This is a genomic window from Pseudothauera rhizosphaerae (assembly GCF_004801305.1).
GTDB lineage: Bacteria > Pseudomonadota > Gammaproteobacteria > Burkholderiales > Rhodocyclaceae > Pseudothauera > Pseudothauera rhizosphaerae.
The window spans coordinates 70,392-89,621 of sequence record NZ_SSOD01000018.1; the positions used below are offsets into that span (position 1 = coordinate 70,392).

At 68.7% G+C, this 19,230-nt stretch carries 25 protein-coding genes; 4 read left to right on the forward strand and 21 right to left on the reverse strand.

The annotated features are described in order from the left end of the window. Window positions 1–37: 37 nt before the first annotated feature. The gene (locus tag E6O51_RS18325; RefSeq protein ID WP_136386459.1) at window positions 38–271 is read left to right on the forward strand and encodes an EscF/YscF/HrpA family type III secretion system needle major subunit; all 234 of its coding nucleotides are present in this window, start codon (window positions 38–40) and stop codon (window positions 269–271) included. A gap of 54 nt (window positions 272–325) precedes the next feature. Here the strand turns inward: E6O51_RS18325 and E6O51_RS18330 are convergent, their stop codons facing one another. Both E6O51_RS18330 and E6O51_RS18335 read right to left on the reverse strand, forming a co-directional pair. Beyond that, window positions 326–781: a type III secretion system chaperone gene (locus E6O51_RS18330; RefSeq protein WP_168735324.1), complete on the reverse strand. Its 456-nt coding sequence runs from the start codon at window positions 779–781 to the stop codon at window positions 326–328. Continuing rightward, the gene (locus E6O51_RS18335; protein WP_168735325.1) at window positions 778–1,203 is read right to left on the reverse strand and encodes an ATP-binding protein; all 426 of its coding nucleotides are present in this window, start codon (window positions 1,201–1,203) and stop codon (window positions 778–780) included. The genes E6O51_RS18330 and E6O51_RS18335 overlap by 4 nt, the downstream gene beginning before the upstream one ends. A 284-nt stretch (window positions 1,204–1,487) precedes the next feature. Here E6O51_RS18335 and E6O51_RS18340 point away from each other — a divergent pair, with 284 nt between their 5' ends. From E6O51_RS18340 to E6O51_RS18350, 3 genes are all read left to right on the forward strand, one after another. Beyond that, window positions 1,488–1,826, forward strand: a complete 339-nt coding sequence (locus E6O51_RS18340; protein ID WP_168735326.1) for an STAS domain-containing protein — start codon at window positions 1,488–1,490, stop codon at window positions 1,824–1,826. Window positions 1,827–1,934: 108 nt separating this feature from the next. Continuing rightward, a complete protein-coding gene (locus E6O51_RS18345; protein WP_136386462.1) occupies window positions 1,935–2,552 on the forward strand; it encodes a BspR family type III secretion system anti-sigma factor in 618 nt (205 codons plus the stop codon). Between the two features lie 8 nt (window positions 2,553–2,560). Next, window positions 2,561–3,115: a sigma-70 family RNA polymerase sigma factor gene (locus E6O51_RS18350; RefSeq protein ID WP_211091458.1), complete on the forward strand. Its 555-nt coding sequence runs from the start codon at window positions 2,561–2,563 to the stop codon at window positions 3,113–3,115. A 27-nt stretch (window positions 3,116–3,142) separates the two neighbouring features. Here E6O51_RS18350 and sctC read toward each other — a convergent pair whose 3' ends face one another. From sctC to sctB, 19 genes are all read right to left on the reverse strand, one after another. After that, the gene (sctC, locus tag E6O51_RS18355) at window positions 3,143–4,930 is read right to left on the reverse strand and encodes a type III secretion system outer membrane ring subunit SctC (protein ID WP_136386464.1); all 1,788 of its coding nucleotides are present in this window, start codon (window positions 4,928–4,930) and stop codon (window positions 3,143–3,145) included. Next, window positions 4,927–5,328: a CesT family type III secretion system chaperone gene (locus tag E6O51_RS18360; protein ID WP_168735327.1), complete on the reverse strand. Its 402-nt coding sequence runs from the start codon at window positions 5,326–5,328 to the stop codon at window positions 4,927–4,929. Before E6O51_RS18360 ends, sctC begins: the two co-directional genes overlap by 4 nt. A 70-nt stretch (window positions 5,329–5,398) precedes the next feature. Next, window positions 5,399–6,463: a type III secretion system export apparatus subunit SctU gene (sctU, locus tag E6O51_RS18365; protein ID WP_136386466.1), complete on the reverse strand. Its 1,065-nt coding sequence runs from the start codon at window positions 6,461–6,463 to the stop codon at window positions 5,399–5,401. Then, window positions 6,460–7,257 (reverse strand): type III secretion system export apparatus subunit SctT, encoded by a 798-nt coding sequence (gene sctT, locus E6O51_RS18370; protein WP_136386467.1) that lies wholly within the window; start codon window positions 7,255–7,257, stop codon window positions 6,460–6,462. The genes sctU and sctT overlap by 4 nt, the downstream gene beginning before the upstream one ends. Window positions 7,258–7,265: 8 nt before the next feature. After that, on the reverse strand, window positions 7,266–7,535 hold the full coding sequence (gene sctS / locus E6O51_RS18375) for a type III secretion system export apparatus subunit SctS (RefSeq protein WP_136386468.1): 270 nt from the start codon (window positions 7,533–7,535) through the stop codon (window positions 7,266–7,268). Window positions 7,536–7,542: 7 nt separating this feature from the next. Next, a complete protein-coding gene (gene sctR, locus E6O51_RS18380; RefSeq protein ID WP_136386469.1) occupies window positions 7,543–8,190 on the reverse strand; it encodes a type III secretion system export apparatus subunit SctR in 648 nt (215 codons plus the stop codon). A 37-nt stretch (window positions 8,191–8,227) separates the two neighbouring features. Beyond that, window positions 8,228–9,289 carry a type III secretion system cytoplasmic ring protein SctQ gene (gene sctQ, locus E6O51_RS18385; protein WP_136386470.1) on the reverse strand — a complete coding sequence of 354 codons (1,062 nt, stop codon included), beginning with the start codon at window positions 9,287–9,289 and terminating at the stop codon, window positions 8,228–8,230. Further along, complete coding sequence (locus E6O51_RS18390) at window positions 9,286–10,032, reverse strand: hypothetical protein (protein WP_136386471.1); 747 nt, start codon at window positions 10,030–10,032, stop codon at window positions 9,286–9,288. The genes sctQ and E6O51_RS18390 overlap by 4 nt, the downstream gene beginning before the upstream one ends. Then, a complete protein-coding gene (sctO, locus tag E6O51_RS18395; protein ID WP_136386472.1) occupies window positions 10,025–10,522 on the reverse strand; it encodes a type III secretion system stalk subunit SctO in 498 nt (165 codons plus the stop codon). The genes E6O51_RS18390 and sctO overlap by 8 nt, the downstream gene beginning before the upstream one ends. Next, the gene (gene sctN, locus E6O51_RS18400) at window positions 10,519–11,850 is read right to left on the reverse strand and encodes a type III secretion system ATPase SctN (RefSeq protein ID WP_136386473.1); all 1,332 of its coding nucleotides are present in this window, start codon (window positions 11,848–11,850) and stop codon (window positions 10,519–10,521) included. The genes sctO and sctN overlap by 4 nt, the downstream gene beginning before the upstream one ends. Window positions 11,851–11,862: 12 nt before the next feature. Further along, window positions 11,863–12,486, reverse strand: a complete 624-nt coding sequence (locus E6O51_RS18405) for an HrpE/YscL family type III secretion apparatus protein (protein WP_136386474.1) — start codon at window positions 12,484–12,486, stop codon at window positions 11,863–11,865. After that, the gene (locus E6O51_RS18410; RefSeq protein WP_136386475.1) at window positions 12,453–13,103 is read right to left on the reverse strand and encodes a hypothetical protein; all 651 of its coding nucleotides are present in this window, start codon (window positions 13,101–13,103) and stop codon (window positions 12,453–12,455) included. The genes E6O51_RS18405 and E6O51_RS18410 overlap by 34 nt, the downstream gene beginning before the upstream one ends. Next, the gene (gene sctJ, locus E6O51_RS18415) at window positions 13,096–13,893 is read right to left on the reverse strand and encodes a type III secretion system inner membrane ring lipoprotein SctJ (protein WP_136386476.1); all 798 of its coding nucleotides are present in this window, start codon (window positions 13,891–13,893) and stop codon (window positions 13,096–13,098) included. Before sctJ ends, E6O51_RS18410 begins: the two co-directional genes overlap by 8 nt. A 19-nt stretch (window positions 13,894–13,912) precedes the next feature. After that, window positions 13,913–14,347, reverse strand: coding sequence for an EscI/YscI/HrpB family type III secretion system inner rod protein (locus tag E6O51_RS18420; RefSeq protein WP_136386477.1), 435 nt, complete (start codon window positions 14,345–14,347; stop codon window positions 13,913–13,915). Window positions 14,348–14,454: 107 nt separating this feature from the next. Continuing rightward, a complete protein-coding gene (locus E6O51_RS18425) occupies window positions 14,455–14,853 on the reverse strand; it encodes a tetratricopeptide repeat protein (RefSeq protein WP_136386478.1) in 399 nt (132 codons plus the stop codon). Further along, the gene (locus tag E6O51_RS18430; RefSeq protein ID WP_136386479.1) at window positions 14,850–15,296 is read right to left on the reverse strand and encodes a type III secretion system chaperone; all 447 of its coding nucleotides are present in this window, start codon (window positions 15,294–15,296) and stop codon (window positions 14,850–14,852) included. Before E6O51_RS18430 ends, E6O51_RS18425 begins: the two co-directional genes overlap by 4 nt. A gap of 28 nt (window positions 15,297–15,324) precedes the next feature. Next, the gene (locus E6O51_RS18435; protein WP_136386480.1) at window positions 15,325–17,904 is read right to left on the reverse strand and encodes an inositol phosphate phosphatase SopB; all 2,580 of its coding nucleotides are present in this window, start codon (window positions 17,902–17,904) and stop codon (window positions 15,325–15,327) included. Between the two features lie 69 nt (window positions 17,905–17,973). Next, window positions 17,974–18,414 carry a tetratricopeptide repeat protein gene (locus E6O51_RS18440; protein WP_136386481.1) on the reverse strand — a complete coding sequence of 147 codons (441 nt, stop codon included), beginning with the start codon at window positions 18,412–18,414 and terminating at the stop codon, window positions 17,974–17,976. Between the two features lie 10 nt (window positions 18,415–18,424). Continuing rightward, on the reverse strand, window positions 18,425–19,210 hold the full coding sequence (gene sctB / locus E6O51_RS18445) for a type III secretion system translocon subunit SctB (protein ID WP_136386482.1): 786 nt from the start codon (window positions 19,208–19,210) through the stop codon (window positions 18,425–18,427). Between the last annotated feature and the right edge of the window lie 20 nt (window positions 19,211–19,230).

Sequence of the window (19,230 nt, forward strand, 5' to 3'; positions counted from 1 at the left end):
GCCCCCGCCGGCAACCTGCAGACCAAGGAGTAGCGAAATGTCCATCACTTTCGACAGCATCGACGCGACCCTGCGCCAGATCACCCAGCGGAAGGAAGACGATCTGCGCACCACGCTGGATACGATCGCCGGCAAGGATAATCCCGACACGACCGATCTGTACGAGATGCAGCGCTCGATGCAGCAATGGACGCTGATGGTTCAGGCCCAGAGCACCATGGTGAAGGAACTCGGCGATACCCTGAAGGGCATCGTGCAGAAAGCCGGCTGAGCCGCCGGAAAGACCTTCCGTTCGCCCTGCCCCCGCCGCAGGGCGGGAATGCGTTCACACCCGCAGCATCATCCCCGCCAGTCCGGCGCGCTCCGGCGCCCCGGCCGGCGGCCGCTGCAGGCGTTCGGCCCAGCTCAGCGCGGCATTGACGAAGCCCTCCAGCCGGGCTTCCAGTTGATCGGCTTCCAGTCCCTGCGGCGACAGGCACTGCACCAGCAGGGCGACATCCTTTTCCGGGTCCACCGCCAGCGTCGCGCCCTCGGTGACGCGCCACATGAAATTGCCGCGCAGCATGGCCAGCAGCAGATCGGGCCGCTCCGCCGGCTCGAACTCGCCCAGCGTGGCGAACAGCACCATGCCCCCCAGGCGCGTGTCGGCCGCGAGGTAGACCGTCATGCGGCGGTCGAAGGCCAGCGCGCACAAGCCGCGCTCATCGAACGCCAGACCCTCGATGCCGAAACGCCGGCCCAGCGCCTCCAGCAGCCGCGCACACCGCTCGCGCAGGCTCACGGCGCGGCCTCCAGCACCTTGCGCAGGCGCACCAGGTTGTGGCCGTCCTCGCGGGCGTAATGCCACTCGTCCATCAGCGTGCGCACGAAGTGCACGCCCAGCCCGCCGACCTCCCGCTCCTCGATGCCCTGCGTCAGCACCGGCGGCGGCAACTGGAACGGATCGAAGGGCGGCGCATCGTCGCGCAGTTCCATCTCCAGCACATCGTCCTGCCGCCGCACGCGCAGCGAAATCCGCCCCGGGGCGCCGGGGCCCAGGCCGTGCAGGATGACGTTGGTGATCAGTTCCTCGAGCGCGAGGTTGACCTGGAACACCGTGCCCGCAGCCACGCCGGCCTCCTCGGCCCATTCGGCAAAGGCGTCGGCCAGGGCGGGGATCGCGCCCAGGTCGGTGCTCAGGGTCTGTTCGAAATCGGTACTCACGACATCGCTGCTCGCAGTGCATGGCCTGCGCCGGCGGGCCGCGGCGCAAGGCGCGCCATCACCGGCAGCAGGCATTCCCAAGGGATTGGATTGCTGAGCGGAGTATATAGGCGATGCCGGGGCCGGTGTGTAGCGCTGCCGGCGGTCGAGGCACGATCTCTGCACTTTTCATGGCGTAATGCGTGGATGGCTTTACAATTCGCCGGACATGCGGCCAACTTGGCCCGCTTACCCCGGCGCAACGCATTGCGCATGCGCCTTGACCACGGTACAGAGGGAGCAGATTGAACATTCAGACCGAAAAGCGTGGCGAAGTCAGCGTGATCCGGCCCACCGGACGCATCGACAGCGCCACCGCCAGTGCTTTCGACCGCACCGTCAATGAGGTTTTCGACAGTGGCGCACGCTGGGTCGTGCTCGACATGTCCCAACTCGAATACATCAGCAGCGCGGGCCTGCGCGGCGTGCTGATCGCCGGCAAGAAGGCGCGCGCCCTGCCCGGCGGCAAGCTGGTGCTGTGCGCCCTGCGCGAGCAGATCCGGGAAGTCTTCGAGATCAGCGGCTTCCTGGCGATCTTCGCGATCACGGCGGACCTGGATGCGGCCCTGCGCCAGTTCGAGTGAACCGGCGTCCGGCCGCGAACTTTTTCCGGCCTCGCGTCCACTCACCGGGTAGAGAGTCCGCAGGCTCCCGGCCCGAGGCCGGCATGCCCCCCAACGAAGAGGAAGCCCGTGATACGTCTAGACGGCACTCATTCCATTCCCCTGGATGCCTTCCGCAAGGTCGAAGGACAGGAAGGCAAGGTCGATATCGTCCAGGGCAACGACGGCCAGCCGCAGGTCATCGCCACCGGCCGCTCGAGCACGGGACGCGAGGTCCAATGGCTGCGGCCGGGCAGCGAGGATGTGCACACCAGCCAGGTGGTGGAGCGTTTCCTGGAATCGGTGTCGGAGGAGTTCGGCCCCCGCATCACCAGTTCCATCGCCCGCGAACTGGGGCTGGAGCGCACCTCCGGCGGCCTCGACACGCGCACCGTCGAGCGTGCGGTACACATGGCCGAGACCGAGCGCGAGGTGTTCTCGGGCATCAACTTCTTCCTCGAACTGCACTGCTCGGCCGAAGCCCGCACGCCGGCTTTCCGCGCTGCCTGCACGGAACTCGGCATAAACCCCGACACGCTGGGGCGGGACACCCTGAAGTCCCTGGACCAGCGCTTCCACGCCGCGCTGGCCGAGGCTTCGTCGTCCAACAACGAGCCGCTGCCGCCCGAACAGGGTGAGCGCCTGCTGCGCCAGGTGCTCGATGGCTGGGTGCGCGACGGCCGTCCGGCAGGCGGGTCCGGACAATGAGCGAGGGCATGGGTGAAGCCGTCCCGGCTGGACGCCAGGACGGGCTCGAACAACGCTTCGGCCTGCTGGTCCGGCAGCACCAGAGCCGTCTGTACCGCTTCGTGCTGCGCAACATCGGCAACCATTCGGACGCCGAGGACATCGCCCAGCAGGCCTTCGTCGAGGCCTACCGCGCCATGGCCAGCTTTCGCGGCGAATCCGAGCTGTCCACCTGGCTGTACGGCATCGCCATGAACCTGGTGCGCAACTACCTCAACCGCGCGCCGCACCGGGTGCGCGAGTACGAATCCGACGAGGTGCTGGAAAGCATGCCCGACGGCGGCGACGGTCCCGAGGCGCTCACCGGGCGCGCCCAGGTGATGACGCAACTGGCCGGGCTGGTGGAGCAACTGCCGGCCGAACTGCAGCAGATCTTCATGCTGGTGGCCATCGACGGCCTGTCCTACGACGAGGCCGCGGTGATGCTGGAAATCCCGGTCGGCACGGTGCGCAGCCGTCTGTTCCGCGCCCGCGACGCGATCAAGACCCGCTGTCCGGAACTGCGGGAGCTGCTGAAGGACTGAAGGGCGTCCGGTGCGCTGCGCCGGCTCTCAGTTCGACACGAATTCCAGTTCCTTGGGCCACGCCACCTCCCTGACCGGCGCCGGCGGCTGTTCCGCCGCCGCCTTCGGCGTGGCTTCCGGCTCGACCCCGGCCGCGACGGACGGCTGGGCCGGCACGACCGCCGCCGCAGCGCCCGGTACGGCTGCGGCGAGGGGCACCGCGGCCGGCGGGGTGCGGGCGGCGGAGACGGAGGGGTTGTCGATGATGCGCGGGCGGATCATGAACAGGCGCTCGCGGCGCTGGCGTTCGGCCTGGCTGTTGCGGAACAGCAGGCCCAGCACCGGCACGTCGCCCAGCAGCGGCACCCGGTCCTCGCTGCTGGTCTCCGAGTCGAGGAAATAGCCGCCGATCAGCAGGCTGTCGTTCTCGCGCACCACGGCCTGGGTGCTGATGTTGCTCTGCAGGACCGTGGGCAGGGTGTCCACCTGGCGGCCGGGCTGGATCTTGCCGTCCTCGATGTCCACCACCAGTTGCACCATGCGCAGGCCGTTTTCCTCGATCAGGCGCGGGGTGACCTTGAGCAGGGTGCCGGTGGAGATGGGGACCAGTTCGGCGACCCTTTCGCCGGTCACGCGCACGTAGAAGGTTTCCGACAGGTCGAGCACGGCCACCAGGTTGTCCACGGTCAGCACCGAGGGCCGCGCCAGGATGCGCGCGTCCCCGTCCGAGGCCAGGGCGTTGACCTGGGCCACGAAGAAGCTGGTGGTGTTGGACAGGATGGTGGTCTTGTTGATGTTGTCCCCGGCCCCGATGGTCACCGTGGACGTGCCCGGATCGGGCGAGGTGTCGCCGAAGCCGAAGGTGAAGTCGCCGGTGCGCCCCGCCCAGGCGACGCCCAGCGAATCGAGGCGGTCGGTGTTGATGTCCATGATCATCGCCTCGATCTCGATCAGGGGCGTCGGTACGTCGAGCTGGCGGATCAGGGATTCGTAGGCGGCCATGTGTTCCGGCGCGTCATGCACGATGACCGCGTTGAGCCGCTGGTCGGCCTCGATCACCGCACGGCGGGCGTTGGCCGCCGCGCGCACCGGTGGCCGTTCCGCCGCGGCGGGGGCGTCCGCGCCCAGCGCCGACGGCGCCGTTCCGCCGGCCGGCGTGGTGGTCAGGGAGGACGTGCCCCCTGCCGTCTCCTGGTCGGCCACCAGGCCGCGCAGGATGCTCGCCACGCCGGGCGTGGTCACCTGCTGGTCGCGGTAGCTGAAGCTGCGGTCCTCCGCGCGGGCGTGCTTGAGCGGGAAGACGCGGATCTCGCGCCCGCCGCTGGGGCCGGAGCCCAGTTCGGCCACGGTGCCCATGACCAGGTCCACGTAGGCCGGCGGTCCGGACAGGATCACCACCCCGCGGTCGGCGAACTCGCCCCAGCCGTAGCGCGCATCGAAGATGCCCAGGTTGTTCAGCGCGGCCTTGAGCGCCCCCACGTCGCTCGCGCCGACCCGCAGCGTGCGGCTGATGGATTCCGATGCCTTGGCCACGTGCAGCACGCCGCCGTGGTAGTACCACGTCAGCCCGTAGCTGGAGGCCAGGGTATCGAGGAACTGGGTCGGCGTGGCGGCCGAGTAGTTGCCGTTGAGCTGGCCGCCCACCAGCGGGCTCAGTTCCAGCTTCAGCCCGAAGGCGCCGGCGAAATCGCCCAGCACCCGGGGCAGCGGAAACTGCCTGGCGAAGTATTGGAACGGGACCTCCGGCCACGGGGCCGGCGCGGCGGCGGCCAGGCCGGCCGCGGACAGCACGAGGATGGCGGCCAGGCCGCGCAGGAAGGGTGTGCAACGCCTCATGAACGCTCCCCGAGTGCCGCCGCCCAGTAGTCCAGGTCGTTCAGGAAGGCTTCCAGGCCGTCTTCGAAGGCGCGTGCGTCCTCGCCGTCCAGGGCGGCCTGCAGCAGCAGGTGGCCGCCGTCCGGTGCCAGCACCGGCACGCCGATCTGGCGCGCCGCGCCGGCGGTCACGCGCAGCATCAGCCGGTCCACCAGGGCTTCGCGCTCCTGGGCCAGGGCGGGCAGCGCCGCCAGGCGGGCTTCCAACTCGATCTGGCGGGCGGGGCCGCGGCGCAGGCTGACGCGGGGATAGCGGTCCACCCGCAGTTCGAGCCGGCCGCTGGCCTCCCAGTCGCCGGGATCGATCGCAAAACGGGTGCTCAGCGCGGCCAGTCCGGCCGGCAGGGAAACGGTACTCATCGGGGATGACTCCATGCGCGCCGCGGGTTGCGGCGCCCTTGCGTATGGGTAACCTGGCGTGCCACGGGGTTCATTGCGGTTCTCCCGGCAGCTTGCCTTCGGCCAGTTGCCCGACCAGGCGCAGCACTTCGGCCACCGGTTCGAGCAGGTCCGAGGGGATGTACTGGTCCAACTGTGCTTGCTCCAGCAGCGCACGGGCCAGCGGCACGTTCTCCATCACCGGGATGCCCTCTTCCCTGGCCACGGCGACGATGCGCTTGGCCACCAGGTCGGTGCCCTTGGCCAGCACCACCGGCAGCGGGGTCTTGTCCTCGTCGTAGTACAGCGCGATCGCCACATGGGTGGGGTTGGTGACCACCACGGAGGCCTTGCGGGTCTTCTCCACCATGCCGGACATCATCATTTCCTGGTGCAGTTGCTTGCGCGCGCCCTTGATGTGCGGGTCACCCTCGGCTTCCTTGTATTCGCGCTTGACCTCGTCCTTGCTCATCATCAACTGCTTCTTGTGGTTGAAGCGCTGCCAGACGAAGTCCGCCAGCGCCAGCACCACGTACACCATGGCCACGTTGACGATGACCACGTACAGCAGCGAGCCGATGGCCGTTCCCACGCCAACGATGCCGGCCAGGGGCAGCGTGAGCAGGCGCGGGATCTCGTCCCGCAGCACGATGAACAGCAGCGCGGTGAGGAAGCCCACCTTGATGCAGTTCTTGAGGAACTCCACCATGTTCTTCTTCGACACCATGTTCTTGGCGTTGGCCAGCGCATTGAGCTTCTTGGCACTGGGCTTGACCGCCTCGAAGGCGAACATGATGCCCACCTGCAGCGCGTCGGCGAAGATGCCGATGCCGAGCACGATCAGCACGAAGGGCAGCAGCACGGTGATGCCGTCCTTCATCAGCGGCAGCAGCACCGCATCGAGCGAGGCCTGGAAGGGCTGGTGGATGAAATCCATGGGCAGCAGCATCAGCCGGCCGATGGATTCGACGATGCCCTGGGCGCCGCCGATCATGTAGCCGAACATGGCCAGGATCAGGATGGTCTGGGTGAAATCCTTGCTGTAGGCCACCTGCCCCTTTTTGCGGGCATCCATCAGCTTCTTGTGTGTGGGCTGTTCGGTCTTTTCGCCGCTCATTTCACCGCTCCCGACACGGCGCCCAGCAGTTCGGGCAGGCGCCCGATCTCGCTGTGCACGTAGGTGAACAGGGTGGGCAGATAGATCACCAGCACGAAGAAGGCCAGCCCGCTCTTGACCGGCATGGCCAGGAAGAACACCTGCAGTTGCGGCGCGAAGCGGCTCACCAGGGCGAGGCCGACCTCCGCCAGCAGCATGGCCAGGATGGCCGGTGCCGACAGCAGCAGGCCGAGGCGGATCAAGCCCGCGAAGAACCCGCCGAACACCATGGCACCCTGCTCCGGCAGGGTCGGGAAGAAGCTCAGCACCGGCCACAGGCGGTGGCTTTCGTAGATCGTCGTCATGAACAGCAGGAAGCCGCCCGCGACCAGGAAATACACGACGAAGGCCTGGTTGAACATGATGCCCAGCGGCGAGGTGTCGTTGCCCGTGAGCGGGTTCAGCGTGCTGGCGATGCTAGCGCCGCGCTGGTTGTCGATGAAGAAGCCCACCGCCTCCACCGCCCAGAACAGCACCGCCACCGCATAGCCGAGCAGGAAGCCCAGCAGCGCTTCCTTGACCACGATGAGGAAGAAGGGCACCGCGGCCGGCGGTTCCGCAGCCATGGCCGCGTCGATGGGCGGCACCAGCACCACCGCCAGGCACACCCCGAGCGCGGTGCGGATCATGCCCGGCACCACCTGCTTGCTGAAGAGCGGAATCACCACCAGCGCGGCCTGGATGCGCACCGTCGCCAGCAGCAGCGCCATCAGCAGGCGCTTGGCATCGGCGAAGAAGGCGGTTTCCAGTTCCATCGCGGCGCTCAGCGTCCGGTGTAGGGGAAGGCCTCGAAGAGGACCACCGCGTAGTTGAAGATCTCGCCGCCGATCCAGCGCGCCGACAGCAGCATGGTGATGCCCACCGCGATCAGCTTCACCGCGAAGGACAGGGTCTGTTCCTGGATCTGCGTGAGCGCCTGCAGCAGCGAGAAGATCACCCCCACCACCGAGGCGACGATGATGGGCGGCATGGACAGCAGCAGCACCAGCAGCAGGCCCTGGTTCATGTAGCCGACGAAATCGGTCTCGGTCATCGCGCCCTCACACGTAGGTCAGCACCAGGCCGCGGATCAGCCGCGACCAGCCGTCCACCATGACGAACAGGAACAGCTTGAGCGGCAGGGAGATGGTCACCGGCGACACCATCATCATCCCCATCGCCAGCAGGATGTTGGAGACGATGAGGTCGATGACGATGAAGGGCAGGTAGAGCAGGAAGCCGATCTCGAAGGCCGAGGTCAGCTCCGACACCAGGAAGGCCGGCATCAGGACGATGAAGTGCTGGTGGGAGAGATCCGCCACCAGCTTCTGGTCCCACAGCCGGTGGGCGGTCTGCAGGAAGAACTCGCGCAACTGCGGGCGGCTGTGCTTGAGCAGGAAGCCGCGCAGGGGCTCGGCCCCGTCCACCACCACGCGGGCGAAATCCCCGGTGGATTCGATGCTGGCCGACTGGGCCTGCAGCGTCTCGTACATGTGCTGGCCCACCGGCGCCATGATGTAGAAGGACAGGATGGCCGCCAGGCCGTACAGCGCCATGTTGGGCGGAATCTGCTGCACGCCCAGGGCGTTCCTCACCAGCGACAGCACCACCGCGATCTTGACGAAGGACGTGGTGACCACCACCAGGATGGGCACCAGCGCCAGCAGCGCCAGCGCAAAGGCCAGATTGAGCGGATCGAACGCCTTCATCGGCGCCCTCCCCCCGCGCAGCGCGGCTGCCGGTGCCTCATGCGTCCCTCGCCGCCAGTTCCAGCACCCGCACCCCGGCCGCATCGTCGATGCGCACCAGTTCGCCGCGGCCGACCAGCCGGCCGTTGGCGCGGATGGCCACCAGCCGCGCAGGCGGGGCGTCCAGGGTGAAGGTCTGGCCGGGCTGCAGGGCGGCCAGTTCGCCCAGGGTCAGGGTCTTGTCGCCGAGATCGAAGCTCAGGCGGATTTCCACTTCGTCGAGACTCACCGGGCTTTCGTCCGGAGTGGCGTTCTCGGGTGGGGAGGCGGGCGCGGACATGGGGATGTTCTCCAGGGCGGATTCGAGCGTCAGCACGTGGTCGCGCAGGCGGGCGCGCACGGCATGGCGGGCGTCGGTGCGCAGGATCAGCGCGGCGTCGGCCGGGTCCAGGGCGGTGTCGAGCACGATCACGTCGTGCAGGGCCAAGGCGCGCAACTGCGCCACGCTGAGGCGGGTTTCGCCCAGTTCCAGGCGCAGGCGCACGGGGGTTTGCGGATCGGGTTCAGCGGCCGGGGCGGCCGGCCGGCGGCGGGCCAGAATGGCGAGCAGCGCCAGGCCGGGGGCGTCGGTGAGCAGCAGGCCGGACACGCCGTCGGCGGCCCGCTCGCTCGCGAGCATCACGCGGAAGGCGTATTCGCCGTGGGCCGCGTCCTCGGCCGCGTGCCCGGCGGACACCAGGCGCACGCGCCGGCCGGACAACTGTTCCAGGTTCGCCGCCACCTCCTCCCAAGCCAGCTCGAAGCCGGCCAGGGCCAGTTCCTCGGGCAGCAGCGCGAGGTCGGTTTCCGGGAAGCGGTGGGCGTACAGCAGCGCCAGCAGCGCCGGACTGCTCACCAGGCGGAAGGGCGCGCCGCCCCATTCCAGGGTCACCACGAAGGCCTGCGCCGGCCACGGCGCGGACGCGGCGGCGGGCTCCAGGGCGAACTGCCAGGCCCCACCGCCGAGTTCGAAGCCGCCGCTGCCCAGGCGGGCGGCGACCAGATCCAGATGCCCGGCGGTGTCGCCGCTCATGGCGCGCAGGGCCAGCGGCTGTATGCGTTCGGAGACCGCCTGGCTCATTCTTCCCTGCTCCCTTCGTCGGCCAGCGTGATGGACGGCAGCCCGGCGAGCGGCGTGGCCTCGCCGCTGCGATCCTCGACGAAGACCTGCGCTTCGCCTTCCTCGTCCGCGCGCTGCGGATCGCCCACGCGCACCTCCACCTCGCGCCGCAGGCGGCGCGACAGTTCGGCGGCCAGGCGGGCGCCCGCCCCCTGCAGCAGGGCCAGGCTGCCGGCGTTGCCCACGGCGAAGTCCATCACCCAGCGCCCCTGCTCCTGCACGATGCGCACCTCGACGCCGGGCAGCACCTCGTTGCGGATCAGGACGCGGATTTCCTGGCCGCCGTCGGCGGATACCAGGATGCGTTCGGCCACCGCGCCCACCACTTCGGCCGCCGCGCGCGGCAGTGGCGCCGCAGGGGCGGCGGGTTCGGCCGCGCCGGCGGCGGACGTGCCGGGCAGGAAAGGCGACGGGAAACCGGGCAGGCCCGCCGCCGCGGCATCCGCGCGCTCCTGAGCTCCACCCGACAAGCGGCCGAACAGGCCGAAGGGCGAGGATTTCTCCTCCTCCTGCGGGCGTTCGCCGCCCTGCCCCGTCCCCCCTTCCGCGGCGGGCTGCTGCCCGTCGCGGCCGAGGGCCTGGCGGAAGCGCGCCACGTCGTCGTCGCGCGCCGCGCCGGGCTGGCCGCCGCCGTTCTGGCTGCCGGCGGGTTCGCCGCCCATGCGGGGCAGATCCAGGTTCAGCCGGACCGGACGATCAGTCATCGCCGCCCCCTCCCCAGTCTTCCCGCTCCTTGCGGACCGCGTACAGGTCTTCCATCTCCACGTCTTCCTTGCGCTCGCTCTCCAGGCGGATTTCCTCCGACTGCACCTCGACGAGCTGGATGAACTTTTCCTTGACCCGGCTCGCCAGCCGGTGCACCTCGCGCGCGTCCTGCAGGCGGTGGTCGGCCTCGTCACGCTGCTTCTCGCGCTGGTGCAGCACGTCTTCCAGGTCGCGTTCCTTCACGCGCAGCATCAGCACGTCTTCCCGCAGCCATTCCAGGTCGCGGGCGCGCACCACGCGGCGGCAGACGGCGGCGTACATGCCGCGCTCCTGCTCCACGCTCCAGTGGCGGTATTCCACCAGGGAGCCGCGTGCCGTCTCTTCCTGCTGCACCGCCTCGGCGAGCGCCATGCGGCAGCCCGAGACCGCCATCTCGGCCTTGTTCTCCCGGTGCTCCTTGAGGCGGAGCAGTTCGTGCAGCATGCTCATCCCCGGCCCGCCAGCTTGATCATGGCCTGCAGGGTGTCGTCGAAGCCGACCCGCTCGTCGGTGCGCTGGCGCAGGAAGGCGCGGATGGCGTCGATCTTGTCGATGGCCTCGTCGGTGGTCTGGTCGCCGCCGCGCTTGTACTCGCCGATCTTGACCAGCAGTTCCACCTCGGCGTACTTGGCCATCAGTTCGCGCAGGCGCCCCGCGGCGGCCTTGTGTTCCTTGGCGACGACGGCGTTCATGACCCGGCTGGCCGAAGCCAGCACGTCGATGGCCGGGTAGTGGTTGGCCGCGGCGAGCTTGCGCGACAGCACGATGTGGCCGTCCAGGATGGAGCGGGTCTCGTCGGCGATGGGTTCGGTCATGTCGTCGCCTTCCACCAGCACGGTGTACAGCGCGGTGATGGAACCCTTGTCGTTCATGCCCACGCGCTCCATCAGCTTGGGCAGGGTGGCGAACACGCTGGGGGGAAAGCCGCGCCGGGTGGGCGGTTCGCCCGCGGCCAGGCCGATCTCGCGCTGGGCGCGGGCGAAGCGGGTCACCGAATCCATCAGGAACAGCACCTTCTTGCCCTGGTCGCGGAAATACTCGGCGATGGCGGTGGCCACATAGGCCGCCTTGGCGCGCTCCATGGAGGACTTGTCCGAGGTGGCGCAGACGATGATGGACTTGCGCCGCCCCTCCTCGCCCAGTTCGTGTTCGAGGAATTCGCGCACCTCGCGGCCACGCTCGCCGATCAGCGCCACCACGGTGACGTCCACGTCCGCGCCCTTGACCAGCATGCCCATCAGCGTGGACTTGCCGCCGCCGGCCGCGGCGAAGATGCCCATGCGCTGGCCTTCGCCGCAGGTCAGCATGGAATCCAGCGCGCGCACGCCCAGCGCCAGCGGCTGATGGATCAGGCGCCGGGTGAGCGGGTCGGGCGCCTCGGCGAACACCGGGTAGAACTGGTCGGCCTCCAGCGGCCCCTGGGTGTCCCGGTCGATGGGCCGGCCCAGGCCGTCGAGCACGCGGCCGAGCAGGCCGTAGCCCACCGGCACCATGTGGGAGCGCCCGGTGGGCATGACCTCGGTGGCGTTGGAGATGCCGTACATGTCGCCGATGGGGGTGAGCAGCGCGGCGTCGCGGGCGAAGCCCACCACCTCGGCCTGCATCTCGAAGGCTTCGCCGGGGTTCTTCAGGATGCACACCTCGCCCACCTTCACCGACGGGATCACCGCCTTGATGATGGTGCCGATGACCTGCGTCACCCGGCCGCGCACCGCGAGCGTCGGGGTCTCCTGCAGGGCCAGGCTCATCATGTCGGTGATGTAGTCGAACTGGCGCATGGGGTCGGCTTCTTACTTGCGGCTGCCGAGAATCTTGGAGAAGGCGCGGCGCAGGGCCTCGACCTGCCCGTCCAGGGAGGCCTCGACGATGCCGATCTCGGTCTCCAGGATGCAGCCGTCCCCCTTCAGGCGGGCGTCGCCCACCAGGTCCAGGTAGCCGATGCCCGGATAGGCGGCGAGGATCTCGTTGGTGGCCTGCTTGACCATGTCCAGGCGGTCGGGCGCCACCCGCAGCGTGACCTGCTTCTGGTTGCGCACCGCGCCCAGAGCACCCTTGACCACCATCACCACGCGGTCGCGGTCGTCGTATTCGGCCACGATGCGGCGCATGGCCTGCACCACCAGGTCCACCATGCGCTCCTCGACCTTGCCGAAGTAGTCGATGGTGCGGCTGACGTTCTCGATCATCTGCTCGGCCGCTTCCAGGCGGGCTTCCTCCAGGCCGTCCTGGTAGCCGCGTTCCTTCTCCGCTTGGTACGCCTGACGCGCCTGCTCGCGGATGGCCTCGGCCTCGGCGCGGGCGGCGTCGATCAGCGCGCCGGCCTCCAGCCAGATCTGGTGGTCGGCGGCCGGGATCACCCGGGCGGACGGGTCGGGGCGGCTCAGTGGACCGGACTGGCGAACAAAGAGGACCATGGTTCCTCGGATTCCCTCAGGATGCGCTGGCTCAGCGCCAGCAGTGCCTCGGCGGCGGTTCCGGGCGCGGCGGCGTCGCACTCCTGCGGCGTCTTCCACGCGAAACGGCGGCGGATCGCCTCGGGCTGGCCGGCCAGGGCGGTACGCAGCGCGCTCCACCCCGCCAGCAGCGGATCGTCCGCCGCGAGCGGTGCCGCGTCCTGCCAGTACAGGGGCGCGCGTTCGGCCAGAAAGTGCGTCTCCGCCTCGTCCAGTTCGCCTTCCCGCGCCGCCCAGCCGTTCCCGGCCAGCGCCAGCGCCATGCGCCGCGCCAGCACGGCCAGCGGTTCGGCCGGCAGCAGGGCGAGGCGGAAGGCGGTGGCGCCGCTATGCCAGCGCGGCACGTCGGTGAGGCCGGCGTCCAGTAGCAGGTGGCGCGACAGGTGGCGCAGGCTGGCCGGCCCCCGCCAGGCTTCCTCGGGCCAGCCCGGGGTCAGCAAGGCGCGCCGGGAAGGATGCAGGTCCAGCGCCGGCGCCCACAGGAAACGGGCGATCCACGGCCACAGCGCGCCTTCCTCGCGCAGGCGGGCAGCCCCCAGGGCCTCCTCCCGGGGGACGGGCGCGGCCAGCTCAGGCATCGGCGTTGCCGGGCCGTGCGCGGCGGCCTTGCCAGAACAGGAAGGCCGCACCCGCCAGCGCCGCCAGCAGGGCGAAGACCAGCCCCGCCAGCAGCACGCGCAGCCCGGCCGCCGAATCCGGCGCCACTTCCAGCCCCCACACCGCTTCCAGGTTCTGCGCCGGCGCCGCGGCCTCCACCTGGGCGGCCGACGGCACCAGCACCACCGAGACCTTGTCGAAGCTCAGCCCCGGAATGCTGTTGGCCACCAGGCGGCGGATCTGCGGCAGCACGCCGTCCAGATTCACCGTGTCCTGGTGCTTGATGAACACCGCCGCCGACGAGGGGTTGCCGGCCTCGCCGAAGTTGCCGCGCTCGGGCAGCACCACGTGCACCTGGGCGTGGATCACGCCGTCGATCTTCGAGATGGTCCCGGCCAGTTCCTGGGACAGGGCGAAGATCAGCCGCGCGCGCTCTTCCAGCGGCGAGGAGATCAGCCCTTCCTTCTTGAACACGTCGCCCATGCGCACGTGGGGTTCGCGCGGCAGCCCCTGCGCCTGCATGATCTCGATGGCCTGCGCCACCCCGGACTGGGGCACGTTCACCGAAACCATGCCTTCCTTGCCAGGAATCTTTTGCGCGGCGATGCCCTGCTTGAGCAGGGCCGCCAGCACCTCGTTGGCCTGGGATTCGGAGACCTGCGACAGCAGTTCCACCTGGCCGCCGCAGGCGGTCAGCACGAGGCCGGCGGCAGCCGCCAGCACGAACCGGCGCAAGGCCGGCAGAAAGGGGAGGAGAGAGGAGAGGTTCATGAAGGCTGGGCCGCCGGCCTCATTGCATCTTGACGATCTGTTCGAGGTTCTGCTCGGCCTTGGAGACGACCTTGCCGACCATTTCATAGTGGAAGCTGGATTCGATCACCTTGAGCTGGAACTGGAACAGCTCGTGGGGGCTCACCGCCGGCTGCTCCGGTCCGCCCAGCTTGGTGACCGATTCCCAGGTGTTGCGGAAATCCGCGCGCAGTTCGTCCATCCCCTTCAGGATGGCCTCGCCCATGTTGGCCGGCGGCCCGGGCGGCGGCGGGGGCATGCCCACCGCCATGTGGCCTTCGGCCGCGGCGGGAGCGACGGCCTCCCCCTGCACCAGGGTGCGGAAACGTTCGGCCTGGGTGGCGTCGACCGCTGCCGCGGCACCCGCCGGATCGGGCGCCACCACGGTGTTCGGCGCCAGTGCGAGGATCAGGAACTGATTGCTGTGGATTTCCATCGGATTCCGCCTTGCCTATGCCTCGTACCCATCCGCCGCGCACTCGTCTGCCGGGACGCATCCGGCCTCGAGGCGTCCCGCGGACGATCGTTCGACGGGTTTCATGTTCAGGATGCCTGGTCCAGCAGTTGCCGGGCCAGGCGCCGGGCCTGTTCGTCGCCCTCCCCTTCGGCGACCGCCGTCAACACGCTGCGCGCCTGGTGTTCCCGCCGCGCCAGGCGCAGGGCCAGGCCCAGAAACACGGAAATAGTATCATGATGTTTCGCCAGTTCCGGGGGGGAGCGCTCCAGCAACTGGACCGCGGTTTCGGGCTTGCCTTCGCCTATCAGCGCGAGGGCCTGGCCGATGAGCGGGAAGGGCTGTTCCGGGCGCAGTTCCGCCAGCGCCTCGAACAGCCGCAGGGCCGCCTGGGGCTTGCCGTTGAGCGCGCCGTGGAAGCCGATCGCCACCAGGCTGCGGACCTCCTCGGCGCCCAGCTCGGGGCTCTCCCGGAGCGCGGTCATCATGCGGCGATCATCCCCGGCGGCAGCCCGCCGCCGAGGGTCGGCACGAAGGCGGCGCCGGCCAGGGCTTCCTGCTCGGCACGAGCCACGTCGATGAACCGCGCCAGCTCGCCCGCCAGGGTTTCGGGCTCGAGGCCGGCGAGCGGAATCAGCTTCTCCAGCACCACGTCGTCCCCGTTCAGCGCCCAGGTGGCGCCGCGGCTGGATTCCCACAGGTGGTTGGCGGCGAGCAGGCGGCGCAGCACCGCTTCGCGCCCTTCCGCGGGCAAGGTTCCGGCCACGGCGTAGGCCAGCAGGGCCGGCGGTTCGGCCTCCACGCGCAGGGTCAGGTCGAGGCGGTCGTCGATGCGCAGCCCGCAGGCGCCGTCCCCATCCAGCGCCAGGTCCAGCCCCAGGCCGCCGCCCACGGCGCGCAACAGGGCGCCTGCCTGTTCACGTACGTTCATTGCACGTTCTCTCCGTTCGAAGTTCGTTTCAGCTCGCGGTGTAGCCGGACAGGCCCAGGTAGTTCTGGCTGATCTCGTCGTGCTTGTTGACGCCGCCGAACTGCTCGTACACCTCGTCCACACCCTTGAGCTTGAAGCCGGCAAAGCCGGTGTTCAGGCGCTGCATCTCGAAGTTGCCGCTGTGGGTGACCACTTCGTGGAACTGGGTGATCTCCGACGGCGAGCGGGTGCGCTCGTAGTGGGGCACCTGGCCGGTGAGCGCCATCTGCAGCCTGAAGTGCTTGATCTCCGCATCCAGCTCGCCGGTGCGGTCCTTGCCGCTCTTGCAGTTCCACATCACCTTGACGCCGAACATGTCGCCCAGCACCGCCAGCCGCGTCGGCATCTTGTAGGGTTCCTTGCCGGCCACCTTGTAGCTCTCGTCCTGGTGGATGTGGACGATCTGCTGGACCAGTTCGCGGGCCTGGGCGAGCTTGGTTTCGTTGGAGGAAAGCCGCGCCCGGATGGGGGCATATTGTTCGTTGGTGCCGTCCGGGTCCACCAGGCGGAGGTAGCCCCGATCGTTGGCGACTTCACCTTCCAGCTTGTGGATGCCCTCGCCGATCAGCCCGCCCGGCACCTCGCCCCGCAACAGCCCGTCCATGTCGGTGCCGAGCAGCTTGCCGATGGCTTCGCCGTTGAGGCCCGCCACGTTGTTCCAGCCCATGACCGAGGAGCCGAGGCTGCTGCTCGACGAAAGGCCGAACTTGCCCTTCACCGCGCCTTCGTTGACGCCGTAGTTGCAGGGGATCGGGCGCACGTCCACCTTCACTTCCTTCATCTGGCCGGTTTCCGGGTCCCTGACCTGGAAGGTCTGGATGCCGGACACGTCCTTCCACGCCTTGACCTGGTCCTTGACCATCATCTGCTCGTTGGAGTTGGTGCCCTTGCGCACGTGGTCCGGCGTCAGCAGCGAGATGGACAGGATGTCCAGGCGCACCGTCTCGCCGTCGAGGGCGGCCCGCAGCAGGGTTTCATCCGTCAGCAGCGTGGACTGCACGGTTTCCATGGCGCGGTTCTTGTTGGCCTGGGCGCGCATGATGTCCACCAGTTCGGGGTTGTTGCGCACTTCCCGGATGGTCTCGCCGAGGCTGGGTTCGCCCACGCTCACCTCGCCCTCCACCACGGTGCCCAGGCCCAGGTTCTGCAGGCTGTCGTTCAGTTGCTGCAGGCGTTCGCCTTCCTTGACCCAGTGTTCCTTGGGCAGCAGGTCCTGGATCATCCGGCCCAGTTCCTCGTCGCCCATCTTGGCGACTTCCTTGGGCACGATGCCGAAGGCCGAGATCACGCCGTGGCGCATGCCGGAAAACATCACCTTGCCCTGGCCGTCCACCAGCCGGGTCTGGGCCAGGTTCACCGAGTGCTCGTACTCCGTGCTGCTGTGGGAGTTGAAGCCCTTGCCCTGGTAGGACTCGATGAAATTGCCCGCCGGCGTGGTCTCGCTGTAGGTCAGCAGGGTCTCGGAGCCGGACTGGATCTGGATCTCCTTGACGATGGGCTTCCACTCCTGGCCATTGTTCAGCACGTCGTTCATGGCCTGGTGGAAATCGTGGCCCACGTGCTTGCTGGACAGCCCGGCCTCCTTGAAGACCGCCTTCAGGGTCTCCTCGATGATGGTCTGCTCGTCCACCTTGGGCGTTTCGGCGGGCGTCCGGTGATGGCCGCCGAAGCCCTGCACCAGGTCCTTCACGTGCTCCTTGAGCGCCTTGGTCTGCCCGCTGATGAGCCCGCCCAGGCCGCCCGTGAACTTCTTGCCGATGACTTCCTTGGGATCGCCCATTTCGCCGAAGTGGTCGCGCGCCTTGCCGTGCATCTGCTCGGAACGCGCCTTGAAGATCTCGTCGCGCGCCTGTTCGAGCTTGGCGCGCTGCCCGGTGGTGAGGTCGGTGCGTTCCAGTTCCTTGTCGATGACGCGCATCGCGCCTTCCGAGAACTGGGCCTTGCTCTCGTACATCTTCGACATGGAGAAGGGCGAATCCACCACGCTGTGGCCCAGGTAGGTGCCGCGGTCCTCCACCTGGGCCAGCACGCTCTGGGCCAGTTCCTTCACCTGCGCGCGCACGCCCTCGGGCAGCTTGTCCAGGTTCTCCGGCTTCAGCAGCTCCTTCAGGTCCCGGGCGGTTTCACCCAGGCTTTCCATCTGCGCGGTCAGCTTGTCGCCCACCATGGGTCCGGCGCCGAGCAGGTCGAAGGCTTCGGAAATGGTGGCCAGTTGCTCCCGCAACGCCTCGCCCCTGGGGCTCAGCTTGCCGTCCTCGCCGCGCTCGACCTCGATGGCGTTGATGATCTTGTTGATCTGCCCCACGCTCTGGTCGCGCTTGCCGCCGATCTGCCCCGGCGGCACGGAATCGAGCTTGAGTTCGGAGAGCCTGCGCACGCCGTTGTCGCCGCCGCCGATCCGGCCCGGCGCGCCCTGCGGCGTAGACAGCCCCACCTTGTGGTTGCCCAGCGGCGTGGGGCCGAGGCTTTTCCAGCGCTTGTCCCCGGTGGTGAGATCCGTATCCTTGTTCGGGGTCAGCGTGGTCGGCTGCAGCAGGCTGCGGTGGGTGCCGATGTTCAGGTGGGGCATGGGGGTCTCCGGGGCGTCCGTTTGCGGGGTGCGGCGTTTGCGCGCCGCGTATTCACCGCTTCTGTAACGTCAGGCCGAAATCAGTTCCAGCAGCGCCTTCGCCTTGGCGGCGAACTCCGGCTTGCCCCCCGGCACCTGGGTGGCGAATTCCAGGCAGGCGCGGGCGTCTTCCAGTTCGCCGCTCATCAGCAGGGCCTGGCCGTTCAGGCACAGGGCCTCCGCATCGGCCGGGTCCAGCAGGATCACGAAGGAGTAGGTGGCGGTCGCCTCCACGTAGCGCTTGCCCATGAACTGGGCGGCGCCCAGCCCCTTGAGGAAGCGCGTGCTGGTGGGCCGGTACACGGTGAGGAAGCTGAAGTAGCGCACCGCTTCCTCGTACTTGCCCTGGGTGTAGAGGTTGTAGGCCAGGCTATAGATCAGCTCCAGTTCGTCGTCGGTGAAGCGGCGGGCGACGTCGGTGCCGGCGAATTCGGCCTGGAAGGCGGTGATGGCTTCGGGGATGGCGGTCATTCGTCGCTCCTCAGATGTTGCGGGCGATGCCGCGGTTGGTTTCGATCTGGGACTGGGCGATGGCGGCGAGCTTGTCCTTGATGTCGCGGATGATGTCCTGCATGTTCTGCATCATGTCGTTGTCCGACTCCCGCGCCTTCTCGTGCGTCGTGGCCAGCTTGTCCAGTTCGGCCTTTTCGGCGTCGATCAGCCCGGCATCCCGTTCCAGGCTGCCGGAAGCCATCGTGCCGATGCCGCTGATGATGTTGCCGGTCCCCGACCCGATCTGCGTGCGGGCACTGATCATGGCCGCGTCGCCGCCCTTGATCATGCCGCCCGCCGCGCCGCCGATGCTCGCCACCCCGGAACCGATCTGGCAGGCCCCCTGCACCATGGCTGCCGCGAACCGCTTTTCCGCAGCATCGCGGATCTTCTGCGCCGCATCCCCCATCGCCTCCACCTGGGCGCCCAGTTCCGCCTGGCGCTGGTTGCGGGAGACTTCGCGCATGGACTGGGCCATCTTGGCGAAAAGGAGCATCACCGCCTGCATGTCCGTGCTCAGGTTGTCCCCCGCGCCGCTCAGGGAGCCGCCGAGGCCACTCACGTCGCCGGAGCCGAATCCGCCCTTGGGCGGATCCAGCTTCAGCACGCCGGAAGCTTCCAGTTCCGCCAGCGTCCGCTGGGCCAGCTTCTGGGCCAGGGCGGGGTCCGCGATGTCGCTGAAGAGCTTGCTGCGGATTTCTTCCAGCGCCGCATCGCCGCCCTGGCGCAGGATGTTGAAGTTCAGCGAGGATTGATTGTTGACGCCGTCAACCATGGGAATCTCCTAAGTATTCT

Bases quoted from the DNA above. Each gene is read 5' to 3' on its own strand.
- E6O51_RS18325 (WP_136386459.1), top strand. From the start codon at position 38: ATGTCCATCACTTTCGACAGCATCGACGCGACCCTGCGCCAGATCACC.
- E6O51_RS18350 (WP_211091458.1), top strand. From the start codon at position 2,561: ATGGGTGAAGCCGTCCCGGCTGGACGCCAGGACGGGCTCGAACAACGC.
- sctC (WP_136386464.1), bottom strand. From the start codon at position 4,930: ATGAGGCGTTGCACACCCTTCCTGCGCGGCCTGGCCGCCATCCTCGTG.
- E6O51_RS18360 (WP_168735327.1), bottom strand. From the start codon at position 5,328: ATGAGTACCGTTTCCCTGCCGGCCGGACTGGCCGCGCTGAGCACCCGT.
- sctU (WP_136386466.1), bottom strand. From the start codon at position 6,463: ATGAGCGGCGAAAAGACCGAACAGCCCACACACAAGAAGCTGATGGAT.
- sctT (WP_136386467.1), bottom strand. From the start codon at position 7,257: ATGGAACTGGAAACCGCCTTCTTCGCCGATGCCAAGCGCCTGCTGATG.
- sctS (WP_136386468.1), bottom strand. From the start codon at position 7,535: ATGACCGAGACCGATTTCGTCGGCTACATGAACCAGGGCCTGCTGCTG.
- sctR (WP_136386469.1), bottom strand. From the start codon at position 8,190: ATGAAGGCGTTCGATCCGCTCAATCTGGCCTTTGCGCTGGCGCTGCTG.
- sctQ (WP_136386470.1), bottom strand. From the start codon at position 9,289: ATGAGCCAGGCGGTCTCCGAACGCATACAGCCGCTGGCCCTGCGCGCC.
- E6O51_RS18390 (WP_136386471.1), bottom strand. From the start codon at position 10,032: ATGACTGATCGTCCGGTCCGGCTGAACCTGGATCTGCCCCGCATGGGC.
- sctO (WP_136386472.1), bottom strand. From the start codon at position 10,522: ATGAGCATGCTGCACGAACTGCTCCGCCTCAAGGAGCACCGGGAGAAC.
- sctN (WP_136386473.1), bottom strand. From the start codon at position 11,850: ATGCGCCAGTTCGACTACATCACCGACATGATGAGCCTGGCCCTGCAG.
- E6O51_RS18405 (WP_136386474.1), bottom strand. From the start codon at position 12,486: ATGGTCCTCTTTGTTCGCCAGTCCGGTCCACTGAGCCGCCCCGACCCG.
- E6O51_RS18410 (WP_136386475.1), bottom strand. From the start codon at position 13,103: ATGCCTGAGCTGGCCGCGCCCGTCCCCCGGGAGGAGGCCCTGGGGGCT.
- sctJ (WP_136386476.1), bottom strand. From the start codon at position 13,893: ATGAACCTCTCCTCTCTCCTCCCCTTTCTGCCGGCCTTGCGCCGGTTC.
- E6O51_RS18420 (WP_136386477.1), bottom strand. From the start codon at position 14,347: ATGGAAATCCACAGCAATCAGTTCCTGATCCTCGCACTGGCGCCGAAC.
- E6O51_RS18425 (WP_136386478.1), bottom strand. From the start codon at position 14,853: ATGATGACCGCGCTCCGGGAGAGCCCCGAGCTGGGCGCCGAGGAGGTC.
- E6O51_RS18430 (WP_136386479.1), bottom strand. From the start codon at position 15,296: ATGAACGTACGTGAACAGGCAGGCGCCCTGTTGCGCGCCGTGGGCGGC.
- E6O51_RS18435 (WP_136386480.1), bottom strand. From the start codon at position 17,904: ATGCCCCACCTGAACATCGGCACCCACCGCAGCCTGCTGCAGCCGACC.
- E6O51_RS18440 (WP_136386481.1), bottom strand. From the start codon at position 18,414: ATGACCGCCATCCCCGAAGCCATCACCGCCTTCCAGGCCGAATTCGCC.
- sctB (WP_136386482.1), bottom strand. From the start codon at position 19,210: ATGGTTGACGGCGTCAACAATCAATCCTCGCTGAACTTCAACATCCTG.